A 16,754-nucleotide genomic window follows, 5' to 3' on the forward strand; every position below is an offset into this window, starting at 1 on the left:
GCAGACCTCCAGGTCGGCGGTCAGTTTCTTGACGAAACAGGCCAGCCGCTCCCCGGGATTGGCCCCCCGGCGCTCCAAGAGCATCCGCTCCATGGCGGTGGGGGGCTTGAGGTATTCGGCCCCCGCGCCCGGCCGAAACCGGCAGGTCCCGCAGATCCCCTGGCAGCAACCCCACTCGACCCCGGCATACTTTGCCCTGCCCAGCGCGTCGGGGAGCGCCGAGCCCAATGGGGCGTCAATGGACGAGTGATCCGGGAAGGTGATTCGCGGCATGGTGGGGGGTAGTGTTGCTTGAATGGAATCAAAGAAAAAGCTCACCACTTTGGTTGGTTTTCTGGGTCTACTCATATTGCTCGTCGATTCCGGCTGCAACCGTGAATCGGCATGGTCCCAGCAAATGGTGCACTTGATGCCAGATGCGGAACTTAGCGTTCAGAAAGCGCACTTTATCGAGAATGGCTATGAATTCGAAAGCGCTTTGCCTGACGGAATCGAAACGATCCGATTTTTCAGCTTCCCTAGTGTTGCTCCCGCACGTAGCGTGTTTGAACTGCGCAGGAGCAAGTCGGGAGCCGAGTACCGATGGGCAGTGGTCAAATACGAATACGTGGAGCACACGCTTGCATTCCCAGAACTCTCAGCAAGCCCCTGGAAGAAGGATCGCGCGGTGGGCCCTTCAATCGAGCGTCTTAAGAGTCTGTTTGATGGCGAAGAAGCAAAACGATGTGTCATGAGCGGTTTGTTGCATGATGGAATCGCATATTATCTGGAGTACGAGTCTGCCGAAGGTCGGAAAGTAATGATGCTCAGTACGCCGAATCAGCGATGTGCAATCGAGACAGAGTTCGGTCGACTGCATTCCAGACTTTGGCGATTAAGCGGATATGCAGGCGATCCGGTCGACTTGGTAGCAACGCACAAATGGAACCCATGACCCTACCCCCCGGCCTCTACGCCATCCTCGACCCCGATCAGTGCGGGGGGCGCGAGCCGCTCGCCTACGCGCGTGCGCTCATTGAAGCGGGCGCGTCCATCCTGCAGCTTCGCGACAAGAACTACCGGGCGGGCAGAGCGCTGGAACTGGCGAGTGCGCTCGCACCGATGTGCGCGGAGGCAGGGGTGCTCTTTGTGGTGAACGACCGCATCGACGTGGCGCTTCTCTCGGGGGCGCCGGCGGTGCACCTGGGGCCCGACGATATCCCGCTCGAGCTGGCGGCGGAGCGCCTGGGCCCGGGCGTCCTTCTCGGGCGATCGACCAACCAGCTCGAAGAGGCGGTTGCCGCAGCAGAGGCGGGCGCCGACTACGTGGCCTTCGGGCCCATGTTCCCCACAGATTCCAAGACCCACTCGCGCATGCGTGACCGACGCTCGCTCGAAGACCTGAAGGCCATCTGCCAGGCCGTGCGCTGCCCCGTCTATGCCATCGGCGGCATCACCGCAGCGAACGCTCCCGAAATTGCCGCCGCCGGGGCGGCGGGGATCGCCGTGATCGGCGCGCTGGCTGCCAGCAAGGACCTGCGCGCCACCTGCGCGGCGCTGTCCGCGCCCTGGCGCTGAGGGTGCCAATCCCCAGCAAGTCCCTAGTGATTTCGTTGACTTCCCACCGGCGCAGGGATAACAAAGCCCGGGCGCAGGGCCCGGTTTCTTGCCCGCCTGCGCGGACTTTCGCGGCGCCTGGGGCCAAACCCAGAGCGTGGCAGTAGGGATTTAGCAACGCATGGAACACAAGGGCTGCACGCTCTGGTTTACCGGCCTCTCGGGCTCGGGCAAGTCGACCATTTCCCATGAAGTCGAAAAGCGCCTGCGCGCGCTGGGGATGAAGGTCGAGGTGCTCGACGGCGATGTCGTGCGCACCCACCTTTCCAAGGGTCTGGGATTTTCCAAGGAAGACCGCGACATCAACATCCGTCGCATCGGCTGGCTCTGCGAAGTGCTCACCCGCAACAACGTGGTGGCCATTGCCGCGGCGATCAGCCCCTACCGCGCCATTCGCGAGGAAGTGCGCTCCATGGTCGGCGAGGGATTTATGGAGATCCACGTCGCCGCGCCGGTCGAGACCTGCGAGGAGCGCGACGTGAAGGGGCTCTACAAGAAGGCCCGCGCCGGCGAGATCCCCAACTTCACCGGGGTGAGCGATCCCTATGAGCCGCCTACCAATGCCGAAGTGACCTGCGAGACCCACAACGAAACCCTCGAAGAGAGCGTGCAGAAAGTTCTCGACGGGATGAAGCGCGCCGGCGTGCTGGGCGACGACGGCAAACCCGTCGTTGTTTCCTGAGGAGCAAGCGTGGCAGGCCAGCCCACAACCGCCAGCGGCGAAGTCGAGCGTATCGACACCGACGTGCTCATCGTGGGCGGCGGTGCTGGCGGTTGCTTCACGGCCGCGCGCCTTCGCGCGCAGGCCCCCGAGCTGCGCGTCACCATTCTCGAGAAGGCCCACGTCATCCGCTCGGGCTGCCTGGCGGGCGGGATCAGCTCGATCAACGCCTACATCACCAAGGGCAACACGCCCGAGAGTTTTCTCAAATACGTTCGCAAGGACTCCCACGACCTGGTGCGTGATGACCTCGTGTATTCCATCGCGCAGCGCCTCAATGAGCAGGTCGAGTTCGTCGAGCAGTGGGGCCTGCCGCTCGTCAAGGACGAGAACGGTGAGAACGTCCCGCGCGGGCGCGGCTCGATCAAGATCCGCGGCGAGCGCATCAAGCCCATTCTCGCCCGCGCGGCCGAGGAGTCGGGCGCGCAGATCATCAACCGCGTGGTGGCGACGAACTTCCTTGTCGACGATGGTCGCGTGGTCGGCGTCACGGGCTTTGGCGTGCGCGACGGAAAGCTCTACGCCATCACGGCAAAGGCCGTCATCTGCGCCACCGGCGGGGCGAGTGGAATCTACCGCTCCACCTCGAGTGGTCTGGGGCGTCACAAGGTCTGGTACTCGCCGTTTAACGCGGGTGCGGGCTATGCCATGGGCCTTCGCGCCGGAGCGGAAATGACGACCTTCGAATTTCGCTTCATCGCGCTGCGGGTAAAAGACTTCCTGGCGCCCACGGGCGTGCTCGCCCAGGGTCTCGGCGCCAAGCAGGTGAATGCCCGCGGTGAGAACTATCTGGAGAAATACCACTCGCACCTGAGCGGCGGAAAGCCGACCACGGCCGAGCGCCTGCAGGCCACCATCGAAGAACACCGCGCCGGTCGCGGCCCCTGCTACATGGACACCTCGAAGTTCAGCGCCGAAGACCTCAAGTTCATGAAGGTCTCCTACCTGGACATGGTGCCCTCGGTGCTGTGCATGTGGGGCGATCGCAAGCTCGATCCCTCGAAGAATTCGATCGAGATCACCGGCAGTGAGCCCTACGTGCAAGGCGGCCACGGCGAGGCCGGTTACTGGATCGATATCGAGCGCCGCACGACCCTGCCGGGCCTGTGGGCCATCGGCGACGTTGCCGGAGGCGCGCCCAAGAAATATGCCTCCGGCGCATGGGCCGAGGGGCAGATGGCCATCGAGTCGATCCTCAAGGAAGCGCCCTCGTGGAAGGATCGCGCCGCGGCCGACGACAAGGCGCTCGGCGCCCAGATCGAAGCCGAGAAAACCCGCGTCTTTGCACCGCTCGGCCGCCGCGAGAGCGCGGGCGGCAAGGGCTGGGAATTCGCCGCGCCGCAGGAACTCGAAGAGAGCCTGCAGAAGCTCATGGACGAATACGCCGGCGGGATCTCGGTGCAGTACGAGACCAATGAAGAGAAACTGCAGATCGCGCGCGCAGGATTGCTGGAGCTCGAAGATCATCTCGATCGCCTGAGCGCGGGCAACCTGCACGAGCTCATGCTCGCCCACGAGATGGTCGACCGCGTGCTGGTGGCACGGGTGCTCGTCGAGCACATGCTCCACCGCAAGGAGACGCGCTGGCCGTGCTATCACACGCGCCTGGATCACCCCGCGCGCGACGATGCCAACTGGCGCAAGTTCATCAACTCACGATACGATGTTGGTACCGGCGAGATTCACCTGCGCGAAGTCCCCTATGAGGACTTCGCGGTCAAGGCCTAGCGGAAAGGAGGCGGCGATGAGCATTTTTGTCAATGAAGACATCTGCAACGGTTGCGGCACTGCCGAAGAACCCTTCTGCGTGATGACCTGCCCGGGCGATCTCATGTTCATGAAGGACAACGGGAAAGCCGACATCTGCACGCTGGCCGACTGCTGGGACTGCGCGGTGTGCGTGAAGTATTGCCCGGTCGGTGCGATCGAGCTGCGCCTGCCGCGTGAGATCTCCCAGGCGGGGACTTCGCTGGTGGCGCGCGCGATGAAGTCGAAGACCCGCTGGACCCTGAGTCTTGGGGAAGGCGGCACCGAGCAGCTCGACATTCCCATCCAGGACACCAACGACCCGGACATCAAGGTCACCGAAGCCGACGAGTAGAGGAACCCTCCCATGCCTCCCAAAGTCCATGAATCCGCGCTCCGCATGATCGGGAACACCCCGCTGGTGCGCCTTGCGCGCCTTCCCGGGGAGGGCGCGGCCGACGTGCTCGTGAAGCTCGAGTACATGAATCCGGGCGGCTCGGTGAAGGATCGTATCTGTTTGTCGATGATCGAGGACGCCGAGAAGCGCGGCGCCCTGAAGCCCGGCATGACCGTCGTCGAGAGCACGAGCGGCAACACCGGCATCGGGCTGGCGCTGGTCTGCGCGGTCAAAGGCTACCGGCTCATTCTCACGATGCCCGATACCATGAGCGTCGAGCGCCGCAAGATGCTGCGCGCCTACGGGGCGGAACTCGTGCTCACACCCGACTACAACGGCATGGGTGCGGCCGTTGAGAAAGCCAAAGAGATCATTGCCTCGGGCGAGGGCTATTACCTGCCCGACCAGTTCGGCAACCCCGCGAATCCCGAAGCGCATCGCAAGGGCACCGGGCCTGAGATCCTCGAGCAGGTAAGCGGCAACATCGACGCCTTTGTGGCGGGGGTCGGCACCGGTGGCACGATCACCGGCGTCGGGCAGGCACTTCGTGAAAAGTTTGGCAAGGACGTGGCCATTGTGGCCGTCGAACCCGCCGAGTCGGCGGTGCTCTCGGGCGGTGAGCCTGCGACCCATCCGATTCAGGGAATCGGCGCGGGCTTTATCCCGGCGGCGCTCGATACCTCTATTTATGATCGCATCGCCACCGTGAGCGGCCCCGAGGCCTATGAGATGTCCCGCCGCCTCGCGCGCGAGGAAGGCATCCTGGCGGGCGTATCCACCGGCGCGAACGTGCACGTGGCGGTCGAGGTGGCGCGCGAGCTCGGCCCAGGCAAGACCGTCATCACCGTCGCCCCTTCGGCCGGCGAGCGCTACCTCTCCACGGGCCTCTTTGACGGGACCGCGGAGTAGGCTGCGGGTTTCGTCTCTGCGGGTGGGCGCGCTAGAATCCTGTTCCGATGTCTGAACCTCTACCCATCGAAGTGACCATCCTGGGATGCGGCACCTCCACCGGCGTGCCGGTGCTCGGGTGCACGTGTGCCGTTTGCACTTCCGATGACCCGCGCAACAAGCGCACGCGGGTTTCCTGCCTTGTCGAAGTAAGCGGCAAGCGCATCCTGATCGACACGCCGCCCGATCTTCGAGGGCAGGCCCTTCGCGAGGGATTCAAGACAGTCGACGCCATTTTGTTCACCCACGCCCATGCCGATCATGTGCACGGCATCGATGACACGCGGCTCTTCAACTACAACAACGGCTATCGCGAGATCCCGGCCTTCGCTTCGCCGGAGACGGCGGAGAATCTGCTCGCGCGCTTCGGCTATGCCTTCGGGCTTTCGAGCTATCCGGGCTCGCCCAAGCTGCACATGACCGGGGTGCAAGAGAGCTTCACCGTCGGCGGGGTAAAGATTGAACCGGTGCCCGTGCCGCACGGCCCGGCCGGGACTGTCTACGGATTCCGCATCGGGGATTTTGCCTACATCACCGACTGCAATGACGTTCCGGCTGAAGCCATTGAAAAGCTGCGCGGGCTCGAGGCGCTGGTGCTCGACTGCCTGAGGCAGGAGCCCCACCCCACGCACCTGCACCTGGAGCGCTCGGTGGAGCTGGCCCGGCTGATCGGTGCGCGCCGCACTGTCTTTACACACATTTCCCACGATCTGGGCTACGCTGACGGACCCAAGCTGCTGCCTGAAGGAATGGAATTCGCTTATGACGGCCTCCGCATCGAAATCGAGTAGTCGCAAGCCGAAGATTCGAATCGGCATTCCAAAAGAAGTGAAGATCCACGAAGGCCGCGTTGGTTTAACGCCCGAAGGCGCCGCGCGGCTCGTGCGTGCCGGCGCCGAGGTGCGCGTCCAGAAGGGCGCGGGCGTCATCAGCGGTTACCCCGATGCCGAATATCGGAAAGCCGGCGCAAAAATCGCGAGTCTTGCCGAAACCTGGGGCAAGTCGGACCTGATTGTGAAGATCAAGGAACTCACTCCGCCGGAGTTCAGGCACCTTCGCAGGGGGATGACGCTGTTCTCTTACCTGCACCTTGCGCCCGATCCGGCCTTCACCAAGGCGCTGCTCGAAAAGCAGGTGCTGGCCATCGACTACGAACATGTGGAGATGAAAAACGGCGCGACGCCCCTGCTCAAGCCCATGAGTGATGTGGCCGGTCACCTGGCCATCACGCTGGGTTCCTACTATCTGGCCACGCACCCGCAGGGCGCCGGGCTGTTGCTCGGCGGTTTGAGCGGAATTCATTCGGGCGAAGTCGTCGTCGTGGGCGCCGGCACCGTGGGACTCGCCTCCGCCCGCCAGGCGCTGGGGATTGAGGCCAACGTCACGGTTCTCGACATCTCGGCGGCAGCGCTCAAGCGCGCGCGCAAGGAACTGGGCCCCCGGGCAAAGCTCGTTCGCAGTACCCCGGCGGCGCTGAAAAAGGCAGTGGCCTCGGCCGATCTGCTCGTCGGCGCGGTTTACAGCCGGGGCGAGCGGGCGCCCAAGGTCATCAGCGTGGACATGATCAGGAGCATGAAGAAAGGCTCCCTGGTCATGGACGTTGCGATCGATCAGGGCGGCTGCATCGCCACCTCGCGCCCGACCAATCATGAAGAGCCCCTGTTCGTGAAGCATGGTGTTTTGCACTACTGTGTGCCCAACATGCCAGGCACAGTGCCCCAGACATCGACTTCGGCAATCACCAGTGTGACGCTGCCCTATGTCGAGCGGATGGTGAAATTGGGGGTCGAGGGGGCGCTCCGGCGATACCCGGAACTGACCCGCGCGGTCGATACCCGCGACGGGCAGATCATCCATGAAGGGGTGCGCAAGTCGCTTCCAGCACTTGCCCGGCGATACGGCTGATCGGCCCGGCCAGGAGAAGCGCCGCCGGCAGTTGACAACGTGCGGTGCGTTTCGTAACTTAACGACCTGAAATTCCTGAAGAAATCCGTGCTACTGCCCCGGCGGAGCGCGTCAACATGAAGGGTTCGGGATGGCAAACCGGCCATTGATCATCATCGATAGCGAGAGCGCCTCGAATCAATCCCTGACCGGGGAGCTCGCAAAACACGGCTTTGACGTCACGGTCTATACCGAGGGCAAGCCGGCGATCGACGCCGTTGCGCAGACGCAACCGGTGCTCGTTCTGCTTTGTCTCGAACTCTCGGACGTGTCCGGCTACGTGGTCTGCAAGAAGATCAAGGAAAACGACGCGACCGCCGCCGTTCCGATTATCATCATGAGCACGGACGCGAGCGAGAAGGACTTCGAGCGTCACCGCAAGCTCAAGGTTGCCGCGCAGGACTATATTTCCAAACCCTTCGACAATGCTGAGATGATGCGCAAGGTGGAGAACCTTGTCGGCTTCAACGTCTCGCCCGAACAGTACGAATCGCTCGAAGCCAAGCTCGAGGGCATGTTCGAGCAGGGCACGACAGATGACGAGCTCAAGCTCAAGCAGAGCGAGATCGACCGGCTCACTGCCGAGCTGGAAACGGTTCGCAAGGAACTGGTGGCTTCGAAGTCCAGCGCCGGCGCGGGCGACCAGCTTGCCGCCGTGGAAGCAGAGCGCGATCAACTGCGCGATCAGCTTGCGCAGGCCCAGGCCGCCGCGTCCGATACCTCGGCGCTCACCCAGCTCACCGCCGAGCGCGATGACCTGCGCAGCAAGCTGCAGATCCGCGACAACACCGTCAAGGAACTCAATGAGTTCAAGCTCAACGCGGACATGCAGATCCAGGAACTCAACGCGCAGGTGCAGCGTGTGCAGGGCGAGCTTGCCAATGCGCAGGCCGCGACCCAACAGGCAAACGACCAACTCGCACAGGTCCAGCCGCAGCTCACCCAGGCACAGGCAGACCTGGCCGCCGCCCAGCAGGCGCGCGAGCGCCTGGAGGCCGAGAGCGAGCAGCTTCGCGAGGAACTCAATTCCATCGAAGCCGAAGCCGCGCAGAATCTCCAGACTGCGCAGCAGCAGGTTCAGGAACTCACGACCCAGCTTCAGTCGGTCCAGCAGGAACTCGACCAGGTGGCGGCCGACGGGGCCCAGAAACTCGAAAAACGCGAAGCCGAATTGCTCGGCGAGATCGAATCGATCCGCGAGCAGATCGAGATGATGCGCGAAGACTACGAGAGTCGCATCTCCCAGACCCGGGATGAGGCCAAGAAGATCCTCGAGAGCGGCCTGGCTGCCCTGAATAACTGAAATTTCCCGAAATTCGCCCGATTTGACCCGGGTAATCGCCTGAGCGCGCCCTCATTGTGCGGCGCGCCGCTCTTTGCCTATACTGCGCCCGGCCCGACGGGCGCAGGCCCGCCATCGCCCAATTTTCCTCACCCCGACCAGCCGCTGGCCGGCAGCCTGGAACAACATGCGCGAATTTCGATTTTCTTTACTGACCATCGTTGCGACGTTTTTCCTCCTCATCGTGGGGGGGCTCGTTCACGGCACGGGATCGTCCCTGGCCTGCCCGGACTGGCCGACCTGTTACGGGACCTTCTTCCCCGAAATGAAGGGTGGGGTGTTTTTCGAGCACTCCCACCGCATTGTCGCCACGCTGGTCGGTGTTCTCACGATCACGCAGGCTGTGCTCATCTGGAAGACCCGCCGGGGCGAGCTGGTGGCCAAGCTCGCCATCGCCGCCGTGGGTCTGGTCATCTTCCAGGGCGTCCTGGGCGGGATCACGGTCCTCTATCAGCTTCCGACCTTCGTCTCGAGCGCGCACCTGGCGACCTCGATGATCTTCTTCTCGCTCACGATCCTGATCGCCTTCTTGCTGGCGCCGCCGGTGGAGGATGCAGGGCTTGCGCCCACGCCGCCGGGACTCAAAAAGTGGGTCGGCGCCGTGACCGTATTCGCCTATTTGCAGATCGTGCTCGGCGCGGTGGTGCGCCACACCCATGCGGGCCTTGCCTGCATCGACATCCCGCTGTGCAACGGCGCGATTTTTCCCGAAGGCGCGCCGGGGATTCTGATCGTTCACATGACCCACCGGTTGGTGGGCGTGCTGGTGGCGGTCGCCGTGCTTGCGCTCTCGGGACTCGTGCGCGCACGTGCCGGCGGCAACTCGGTGTTGCTCCGGGTGGGTGGTATTGTCCTGCCCATCCTGGTTGTCCTGCAGGTGACGCTGGGTTTCCTGAGCGTCAGTACCAGCCTGCAGCTCCACACCGTGACGGCGCACCTTGGCGGCGGCGCGTTGCTGCTGGCCACGCTGGTTTCCCTCTACCTTTTCTGCCGCCGCTACGAACCTCAGTCGCAGACGGCCTGAGCCAGAAAGTCCAAGAAACCCCATGAACTCCGTCGATCACGAAATCACCGCAGCACCCGGCCGGCAGGTCGAGGGTTCGCTGCTGGATTTCGTGGCGTTGGCCAAGCCGCGCATCCTGATGATGGTGCTCATCACCACCTCGGGCAGCTTCTGGCTCGCAGCCGGCGGCAGGGACTTTGAGCGTTTGCTCTACACGCTGGTCGGATTCGGCCTGGTGGTCTCGGGCGCCAACGCGCTCAACATGTATATCGAGCGCGATACCGATCGCCTGATGACGCGCACGCAGGGCCGCCCGCTGCCGGCCGGTCGCCTGCAACCGCGCATGGCGATGGTGTTCGGGCTGGTGATGATCGGCCTTGGATTTCCGATCGTGATCGCGCTCGTGAACCTGGTGAGCGCACTGGTGATCTTCGTCTCGCTGGGCCTCTATGTGCTCGTCTACACGCCGCTCAAGCGCCACAGCTCTTTCGCGCTGCTGGTGGGCTCGATTCCCGGCGCGGCGCCGCCGCTGGTGGGATGGACCGCAGCGACCGGTACGCTGGAGATCCCCGGCGACCTGCCGGGGCTGATTCTCTTTGCCGTGCTCTTCCTCTGGCAGGTGCCCCACTTCCTGGCGATCTCGCTCTTCCGCAAGGACGAATACGCGCGCGCGGGGCTGCAGCTACTCCCGCTGGAGATCGACGACGAGAGTGCCAAGCACCAGGCCATCTTCTACCTGCTGGCGCTCGTGCCGGTGAGCCTGCTGCTGGTTACGGTGGGTGCGGCGGGCATGATCTATCTGGCGGCGGCCCTTCTGGGCGGCCTGGTGTTTCTGGGTGTGGGGTTGCTCGGACTGCGAAAAAACGCGGGTGAGGCATGGGCCAGGCAGCTCTTCATTGTTTCCTTGCTCTATTTGACGGGTATTTTTGGCGCGTTGGTTCTCGACCAGATAGTCGGGTCGCGGCTGGCGCAGTTGGGATAATGATATGACGCAGAGTTCTTCACTTCTGGAAGTGCGCGATCTGGTTCGCTCCTACGGCGAACGGCGCGCGGTCGACGGGGTTTCGTTCTCCATCGGAAAGGCGGAGGTCTTCGGCCTGCTGGGGCCCAACGGCGCCGGCAAGAGCACGACCTTTCACGTGCTGACCGGGCTGCTGCGCCCGGACTCGGGCGTGTTCCTCTTTGAGGGCGCCGAGCGATCGATCAAGGACCGTGCGCTGCGCGCGCGGGTGGGCGTCGCCTTCCAGAAACCCAGCGTGGACATCAAGCTCACCGGACGTGAGAACCTGGCGTTGGGCGCTTCGCTCTACGCGGTGCCAAAGGCACAGGCCCGTCAGCGCATCGAGGACGCGCTGCAACGCTCGGGTCTTGCTGGGCGTGCCGACGAGCCCGTGGAGAACTACTCGGGCGGCATGCGCCGCCGGCTGGAACTGGCGCGCGTGCTGCTGAGCGATCCTGCGCTGGTGATCCTGGATGAGCCGACGCAGGGGCTCGACCAGGGTGCGTTTCGCAAGTTCTGGGAAGACCTGCTCAAGCTGCGCGACGAGCGCGGGCTGAGCATTCTGCTGACCACCCACGATCCCCAGGAAGCCGAGTACTGCGACCGCATTGCGATCATGGACCACGGCAAGATCATCGAGTGCGACACGCCCGAGAATCTTCGTCAGAAGGTTGGCGGTGACGTGATCGTGATTGAAGCAACCGACCTTCCGGCACTGGCGACCGAAATCGAAAAGCAGTTCTCGGTGAAACCGGTTGTGTCGGAGCTGGACCTGCGCTTCGAGCATGAGCGCGCCCACGAGCTGATCCCGCGTCTTGTGGAGGCGCTGCCCGCGGGCAGGCTTCGCAGCGTGGCAATGCACCGCCCGACGCTGGGCGACGTGTTCGTCAAGCTCACGGGCCGGTCGCTGGACGTGGATACCGATGCCAAAGAGGAGAGTGCAGCATGAGCAGTGAAGCCCGGCAGGTAGAACCCGTAGCGGCAATGAGCGCTCCGGCGGAGGTTTCCTCTCTGCGCTACGAACTGGCCACCATCGGCGTGCTCTGGTCGCGCGACTTGCGCCGTTTCTTTCGCCAGCGAAGCCGCATTGCAGGCGCGCTCATTCAGCCGCTCATCTTCTGGTTCGTGATCGGAAGCGGCCTCTCGGGGACCTTCCGTCTCCAGGGGGCCGAGGGCCTCGGGTACATGGAATACTTCTTCCCCGGCATCGTGGTGATGGTGGTGCTGTTTTCCTCCATCTTCACGACCATGTCGGTGATCGAAGATCGCGCCGAGGGGTTCCTGCAGGCCGTGCTCGCTGCGCCCGCTTCACGCGGGGCGCTCGTGCTGGGCAAGGCGCTCGGCGGCACGTCCATCTCGATGGTGCAGGTGGTGCTCTTTCTCGCGCTTTGTCCGCTCGCGGGATTCAAGCTTGGCGTGGTCGCGTGGCCCTATCTGATCTGGATGCTGTTTGTGACGTCCATGGGTCTTACGGGCGTCGGCTTCTTTATCGCCTGGTGGCTCAAGACGACGCAGGGATACCACGCGGTAATGAGCGTGCTGCTGCTGCCGGCCTGGATCGTCTCGGGTGCGATGTTCCCGCTTCCCGAAAACACGGGCTGGCTGGGACTGCTCATGCGCTTTAATCCAATGAGCTACAGCGTTGACGGTCTTCGGCACGGACTCTATGGACTGGACGCGGCGATTCCCGGCGCAACGCTGGGACTCTCGCCGATGATGGAACTGGGACTGGCGACGCTCTTTGCCGCGCTGGCCCTCGTCGCAAGTATCTGGATCTGCAATCGCAGCGAGTAGGAACGATTCCGGAGAGGCATCATGGAAGACAACAAGGAAGCACAAGAGGCGCAGGCCACAAGTCTTATCACACCGCTGCGTGTGGCGTTGGTGTTCGGCGCGATTCTGATTGTGGCACTTGGTTACCTGCGCATGCAGGAACCCCCGGTCGAGGAAATGCCAGTCTATTTCGAGATTCCGCAGTTCACCCTGACCGATCAGGACAGCGCAGACTTCGGGCGCAACTCGATGGAGGGGAAGATCTGGGTGGCGGATTTCATCTTCTCGAACTGCCCGGCGATCTGTCCGCTGCTGACCGCGAAGTTCAAGGCGCTCGAGCAGCAGACCGCTGATTGGGAGGGGACCAAGGGCGCCGAGCGTATTCGCTTCCTCTCGATTTCGGTGGACCCGCGCAATGACACGCCCGAGGTGCTCAAGAAGTACGCCGAGAAGTACAAGGCGAATCTGGACCGCTGGACCTTCCTGACCGGCGCGCCGGCTGACGTGGCGCAGCTCCTCAAAACCGGCTTCAAGGTGGCCACCGTCGAGGGTGTTTCGGAAGAGAACGTCGACAAGGTTGCCGACGGAGAAATCCTCCACGTGGAACACTTCGCCCTGGTCGATCACTTGGGCCGCGTGCGCGGCTACTACGCCCAGGATTCAGAGTCGCAGGCAAAGCTGAAGCGCGACCTGCGCCGCCTCCTGGCGGAGGTGGACTCGTGAGCCTTGCCGAAGTTCTGCCGCACGTAAATGCGACGCTCAATGCCACCTCCGGGGTTCTGCTGGTCAGCGGCGTGTGGGCCATTGCCGCCCGCAAGGACCGCGAGCTCCACAAGAAACTCATGGCCGCGGCGCTGGTCGTCTCCGCGGTGTTTCTGATTTCCTATCTCACGCGCATGTCGCTGACCGGCCCGACGAAGTTCGGCGGGACCGGGTGGCTCAAGACGACCTACCTGCTCATTCTGGGCACGCACTCAGTACTTGCCGCGCTGGTCGCACCGCTGGCGATCCGGCTTGTCTATCTTGCCGCAAAGGACCGGCTCGAAGAGCACAAGCGCATGGCCCGCTGGGTGTTTCCCGTCTGGCTCTATGTGTCGGTGACCGGCGTGGTCGTCTACTGGATGCTCTATCACCTGAAGGTCTAGCTGCCGCACTTCCCGGCGCCGCGACCCCTGCCTCATCCTGAATCGCTCAATGACCTAAAATGTGACGTGTCACACTCTGTCACATCTGTGCGTATATTAAACAAATAAATAACTTGCGGCGGGCGTGGGAACCCGCCGCTCGCATTTCGGGAAAGAAGGAGATTCATCCATGGCGACATCACTCGAAAAACATCTGGCGCGGGTCGGGCGGCTCTGGCAGCGCCTCGATCAGCCAAGAACCCGGCATCCCGAGGGGGATCGTCCGCAGCTCTCGCACCACGCGCGTGCGCAGGCGGCAATCGAGCGCACCGACGAGGTGGCCGGCACGCTGGCCTGGCTGAGAAAGCAGGGGCTGAGCGACCAGCAGATCCGCATCGTGCTCGCCGTCAGTGCCATGGAGGGCGAACGGGATTTTGCCCAGGTGGCCCGGCAACTGGGCATTTCGCGACAGGGGGTGCGCGATTCCTACCTGCGGGCCTGGCGAAAGATCTCCATCGTGCGGGCCGTGCAGGACGGCCTGCTCGAGTAGGTGCGTCTATGACAAAAGTGCTTACCACCTGGCAAACCATCGCGGAGTTTTTTGGCAAAAGCACGACGACGGTCAAGCGCTGGTCGCGTTCCTATCCCGACTTCCCGGTGCGCAAGGCCTTTGATGCACGCCGCGGGCAGGTCTGGACCACGCGCAGCGATCTGATCGCCTGGGCTTCCCGGCACGGCGTCCCCTATGTGGGCAGCGACGCCGCTACGCAACAGGAACTTCCGCACTCCAGCAACACGCAAATCACCTGATCCATCGTGATCGCAAACGTGCCCGCATTCGAAAGGAGATCGAATGCGGGCACGTTCCTGTACGCAGAACTGTTTTCGTGGCTTCACAAGCAACGCGACAAGGCGCGAGCGCAAGAAAACTTCAAAAAAGTGCAGAAAAAATGCGGTCCATTTCGGGTCATCTTGGTTCATCTCGGTCCATCGTGGACCATCATGGGTCATCTCGGTCCATGGGGGGATTGCGCGAAAACACGAAAAGGCGTAGACTCACTCTTGCTTGGAATTGCGCCCGGTGCTCACGCAGCCCCGGGCGTTTTCTTTTTCGGAAAGCAGACTCATCCGACACGAATCGACCACTGACGAAGCCGGCGCGCACACACGCCGGGCGGGCGCCCTTGTGCTTCATGCCCGTCAGGTCGAGTTCCTGCGGACGAAGAGGCGTTTTGCACTCTTCTGCGGCGGTGTGGGCTCGGGAAAGACCTTTACCGGCGCGGTGCGCTTTCTGATGCGTTCGGTCGCGAGTCCTGCTTCGCGCGGGTTCATTCTCGCCAACACTTACGACCAGCTCCATGCCGCGACGCTCCGGGAACTTGCCCACGTCGCGGGCCTGCTTGGGATCGAGGTGCAGCTGAATCTCTCGCAGCGCACGGTCGAGCTTGGCGGCATTACAGCACACTTCCGCGGGCTCGAGCGCTTCGACGATCTGCGCGGGCTGGAGATGGGGCATTTCTGGATCGACGAGGCCCGCGACGTGCGGGCCGAGGCCTGGGACGTGGTGCGCGGGCGCTTGCGTCAGAAAAGCGGCGTGCTGCGGGGCGACCTGACCAGCACGCCCAACGGGATCAGCCACTGGCTCTACCGGCAGTTCGAGGCCAGCACGTCGGCGAGCTGCGCGCTGGTGCGCGCGAGCACGGCGGACAACCGTGCCAACCTGCCTGCGGCCTACATCGAGGATCTCGAGCACGCCTACGAGGGCGCCTGGTACGATCAGGAAGTCCTCGGGCGTTTTACCAATATCCGGCGCGGTCGTTGCTACCGCTACTTCGACCGGCTCATCCACGCTCGGCAGGCGATGAACTTCGAGCCCTCGCTCGACCTGCTCGTCGGCGTAGATTTCAACGTCGATCCGATGACCGCCGTGGTCGCGCAGCAGATTGGCGGCGCACTTCACGTGCTCGCCGAGTTCCATCAGCGCGACGCCGATACCTACGAGCTTCGCGACTGGCTGCTCTCGAAGTGGCAACCGCGTCTGCAGTCGGGCGCGCGGATCATCTGCTTTCCCGATGCCAGCGCGCGGGCGCGCAGCACAACGGGGCGTTCGAACGCTGCCATTCTGCAGGAACATTTCGCCTGCCGCGCGCCGCGGGGAAATCCCGCGCAGCGTGACCGGGTGAACGCGGTGAACCGGATCTTACGCGAGGAAAAACTCGCGATCGACCCCGCATGCGCGCACCTGATCGCAAGTCTTGAGGAAACCGTCTGGAACGAGGATGCCACCGGAATCGACAAGAGCGGCGGCGTCGAGCACATCAGCGACGCGCTTGGCTACCTGGTGTGCGAACTCTACCCGCTTCGACGACCCACGCGCGTTGAACAGCACAGACTCTAACAGAGGAGACAATATGATCTTCGATTTTCAGGACCCATCCGAGATTGCCCCGGAACGCCTGCGCACGGGGCTGCTCGCCCTGCAGGAGCTGGTGCCCTGGTCCTACTCGGCAAAGTGCGAGGAAGCCCTCGACTTCTGCGCCGACCGGATGGGGCGCTATCTCGATGTCGACATCGAGAGCACGTTCTCGGATCCCGAAGTGCAGAACTCCGTGCGGGCCTGCGCCTACACGGTGCCACTGGCGCGCAAGGTCATCGATCGGCTCTCGCTGCTCTACAAGCGCGACCCCAAGCGGCGCCTCATCGTGCGCGGCGATAGCACGCGCGATGAGAGTGCCGGGCGCCTCTATCATGAGATTGCGTTCCAGGGCGGACTCTCCGATGCGCTTCGCAGCGCGCATCGGATGGCGAACCTGTTGGGACTCTCGTTCGTTCAGGTGGGCGCCTCGGGAAGCCGCATCGTTTTCGATGTGCTCAGCGGCAAAGACGTGCTGCTCTCGCCGCCCGCCGACGGGCGCGTAAGCAGCATCGAGGACTACGACGCGCTCGTGCTGCCCAAGCCCTACACCGTCGACGGCGCGCGGGTCTACGCCTTCTGGTCGGCGCGTTTCCACTTCCTCTTCGATGAGAACGGACGCATCGTCGATGACTTCGGCGATCCCGAGCTCGGCAACCCGCTGGGAGCGATCCCATTGATCCGACTCGATCGCGAGGGCAGCGGCGAGCTCTATCCGCTGCCGCCCGAGAGCCTGGTGCGCGCCAA

Annotated in this window: 20 protein-coding genes; 19 read left to right on the forward strand and 1 reads right to left on the reverse strand. The window is 63.4% G+C overall.

Annotated features, from left to right (window positions below; genetic code table 11):
* A partial coding sequence (locus KDH09_01980) for a (2Fe-2S)-binding protein (GenBank protein MCB0218437.1) occupies positions 1-273 on the reverse strand: 273 nt, incomplete at its 3' end.
* A gap of 22 nt (positions 274-295) precedes the next feature.
* On the opposite strand from KDH09_01980, the gene KDH09_01985 reads away from it, so the two are divergent.
* The 19 genes from KDH09_01985 to KDH09_02075 form a co-directional block, all read left to right on the forward strand.
* A complete protein-coding gene (locus KDH09_01985; protein ID MCB0218438.1) occupies positions 296-934 on the forward strand; it encodes a hypothetical protein in 639 nt (212 codons plus the stop codon).
* Positions 931-1,557, forward strand: coding sequence for a thiamine phosphate synthase (gene thiE, locus KDH09_01990; protein MCB0218439.1), 627 nt, complete (start codon positions 931-933; stop codon positions 1,555-1,557). Before KDH09_01985 ends, thiE begins: the two co-directional genes overlap by 4 nt.
* Before the next feature lie 160 nt (positions 1,558-1,717).
* The gene (cysC, locus tag KDH09_01995; protein MCB0218440.1) at positions 1,718-2,278 is read left to right on the forward strand and encodes an adenylyl-sulfate kinase; all 561 of its coding nucleotides are present in this window, start codon (positions 1,718-1,720) and stop codon (positions 2,276-2,278) included.
* Positions 2,279-2,287: 9 nt separating this feature from the next.
* On the forward strand, positions 2,288-4,045 hold the full coding sequence (locus tag KDH09_02000) for an adenylyl-sulfate reductase subunit alpha (protein ID MCB0218441.1): 1,758 nt from the start codon (positions 2,288-2,290) through the stop codon (positions 4,043-4,045).
* Between the two features lie 16 nt (positions 4,046-4,061).
* Positions 4,062-4,418: a 4Fe-4S binding protein gene (locus tag KDH09_02005; protein ID MCB0218442.1), complete on the forward strand. Its 357-nt coding sequence runs from the start codon at positions 4,062-4,064 to the stop codon at positions 4,416-4,418.
* Positions 4,419-4,430: 12 nt separating this feature from the next.
* A complete protein-coding gene (cysK, locus tag KDH09_02010) occupies positions 4,431-5,369 on the forward strand; it encodes a cysteine synthase A (GenBank protein MCB0218443.1) in 939 nt (312 codons plus the stop codon).
* Positions 5,370-5,434: 65 nt separating this feature from the next.
* Positions 5,435-6,199 carry an MBL fold metallo-hydrolase gene (locus tag KDH09_02015; GenBank protein ID MCB0218444.1) on the forward strand — a complete coding sequence of 255 codons (765 nt, stop codon included), beginning with the start codon at positions 5,435-5,437 and terminating at the stop codon, positions 6,197-6,199.
* A complete protein-coding gene (gene ald / locus KDH09_02020) occupies positions 6,171-7,313 on the forward strand; it encodes an alanine dehydrogenase (GenBank protein ID MCB0218445.1) in 1,143 nt (380 codons plus the stop codon). The genes KDH09_02015 and ald overlap by 29 nt, the downstream gene beginning before the upstream one ends.
* Before the next feature lie 145 nt (positions 7,314-7,458).
* Positions 7,459-8,655 (forward strand): response regulator, encoded by a 1,197-nt coding sequence (locus KDH09_02025; GenBank protein MCB0218446.1) that lies wholly within the window; start codon positions 7,459-7,461, stop codon positions 8,653-8,655.
* A 166-nt stretch (positions 8,656-8,821) separates the two neighbouring features.
* Complete coding sequence (locus KDH09_02030) at positions 8,822-9,718, forward strand: heme A synthase (protein MCB0218447.1); 897 nt, start codon at positions 8,822-8,824, stop codon at positions 9,716-9,718.
* 22 nt (positions 9,719-9,740) lie between these two features.
* Positions 9,741-10,679 (forward strand): heme o synthase, encoded by a 939-nt coding sequence (gene cyoE, locus KDH09_02035; GenBank protein MCB0218448.1) that lies wholly within the window; start codon positions 9,741-9,743, stop codon positions 10,677-10,679.
* Between the two features lie 4 nt (positions 10,680-10,683).
* Complete coding sequence (locus tag KDH09_02040) at positions 10,684-11,646, forward strand: ATP-binding cassette domain-containing protein (protein MCB0218449.1); 963 nt, start codon at positions 10,684-10,686, stop codon at positions 11,644-11,646.
* Entirely contained in the window at positions 11,643-12,491 is an 849-nt protein-coding gene (locus KDH09_02045; protein MCB0218450.1) for an ABC transporter permease, read from the forward strand. The genes KDH09_02040 and KDH09_02045 overlap by 4 nt, the downstream gene beginning before the upstream one ends.
* A 21-nt stretch (positions 12,492-12,512) precedes the next feature.
* Positions 12,513-13,193 carry an SCO family protein gene (locus KDH09_02050; protein ID MCB0218451.1) on the forward strand — a complete coding sequence of 227 codons (681 nt, stop codon included), beginning with the start codon at positions 12,513-12,515 and terminating at the stop codon, positions 13,191-13,193.
* Positions 13,190-13,615, forward strand: a complete 426-nt coding sequence (locus KDH09_02055) for a DUF420 domain-containing protein (protein MCB0218452.1) — start codon at positions 13,190-13,192, stop codon at positions 13,613-13,615. The genes KDH09_02050 and KDH09_02055 overlap by 4 nt, the downstream gene beginning before the upstream one ends.
* Before the next feature lie 169 nt (positions 13,616-13,784).
* The gene (locus KDH09_02060; protein ID MCB0218453.1) at positions 13,785-14,144 is read left to right on the forward strand and encodes a hypothetical protein; all 360 of its coding nucleotides are present in this window, start codon (positions 13,785-13,787) and stop codon (positions 14,142-14,144) included.
* An 8-nt stretch (positions 14,145-14,152) separates the two neighbouring features.
* Positions 14,153-14,404 (forward strand): hypothetical protein, encoded by a 252-nt coding sequence (locus KDH09_02065; GenBank protein MCB0218454.1) that lies wholly within the window; start codon positions 14,153-14,155, stop codon positions 14,402-14,404.
* 376 nt (positions 14,405-14,780) lie between these two features.
* On the forward strand, positions 14,781-15,992 hold the full coding sequence (locus KDH09_02070) for a phage terminase large subunit (GenBank protein MCB0218455.1): 1,212 nt from the start codon (positions 14,781-14,783) through the stop codon (positions 15,990-15,992).
* A 13-nt stretch (positions 15,993-16,005) separates the two neighbouring features.
* On the forward strand, positions 16,006-16,754 hold a 749-nt coding region (locus tag KDH09_02075), incomplete at its 3' end, for a hypothetical protein (GenBank protein MCB0218456.1).

Source organism: Chrysiogenia bacterium, from assembly GCA_020434085.1.
In the GTDB taxonomy this organism is placed as follows: domain Bacteria; phylum JAGRBM01; class JAGRBM01; order JAGRBM01; family JAGRBM01; genus JAGRBM01.

Coding starts and splice junctions, on each gene's coding strand:
- ald (MCB0218445.1), top strand. CDS start 6,171: ATGACGGCCTCCGCATCGAAATCGAGTAGTCGCAAGCCGAAGATTCGA.
- KDH09_02065 (MCB0218454.1), top strand. CDS start 14,153: ATGACAAAAGTGCTTACCACCTGGCAAACCATCGCGGAGTTTTTTGGC.
- KDH09_02050 (MCB0218451.1), top strand. CDS start 12,513: ATGGAAGACAACAAGGAAGCACAAGAGGCGCAGGCCACAAGTCTTATC.
- KDH09_02030 (MCB0218447.1), top strand. CDS start 8,822: ATGCGCGAATTTCGATTTTCTTTACTGACCATCGTTGCGACGTTTTTC.
- KDH09_02060 (MCB0218453.1), top strand. CDS start 13,785: ATGGCGACATCACTCGAAAAACATCTGGCGCGGGTCGGGCGGCTCTGG.
- cyoE (MCB0218448.1), top strand. CDS start 9,741: ATGAACTCCGTCGATCACGAAATCACCGCAGCACCCGGCCGGCAGGTC.
- thiE (MCB0218439.1), top strand. CDS start 931: ATGACCCTACCCCCCGGCCTCTACGCCATCCTCGACCCCGATCAGTGC.
- KDH09_02040 (MCB0218449.1), top strand. CDS start 10,684: ATGACGCAGAGTTCTTCACTTCTGGAAGTGCGCGATCTGGTTCGCTCC.
- KDH09_02045 (MCB0218450.1), top strand. CDS start 11,643: ATGAGCAGTGAAGCCCGGCAGGTAGAACCCGTAGCGGCAATGAGCGCT.
- cysC (MCB0218440.1), top strand. CDS start 1,718: ATGGAACACAAGGGCTGCACGCTCTGGTTTACCGGCCTCTCGGGCTCG.
- cysK (MCB0218443.1), top strand. CDS start 4,431: ATGCCTCCCAAAGTCCATGAATCCGCGCTCCGCATGATCGGGAACACC.
- KDH09_01985 (MCB0218438.1), top strand. CDS start 296: ATGGAATCAAAGAAAAAGCTCACCACTTTGGTTGGTTTTCTGGGTCTA.
- KDH09_02005 (MCB0218442.1), top strand. CDS start 4,062: ATGAGCATTTTTGTCAATGAAGACATCTGCAACGGTTGCGGCACTGCC.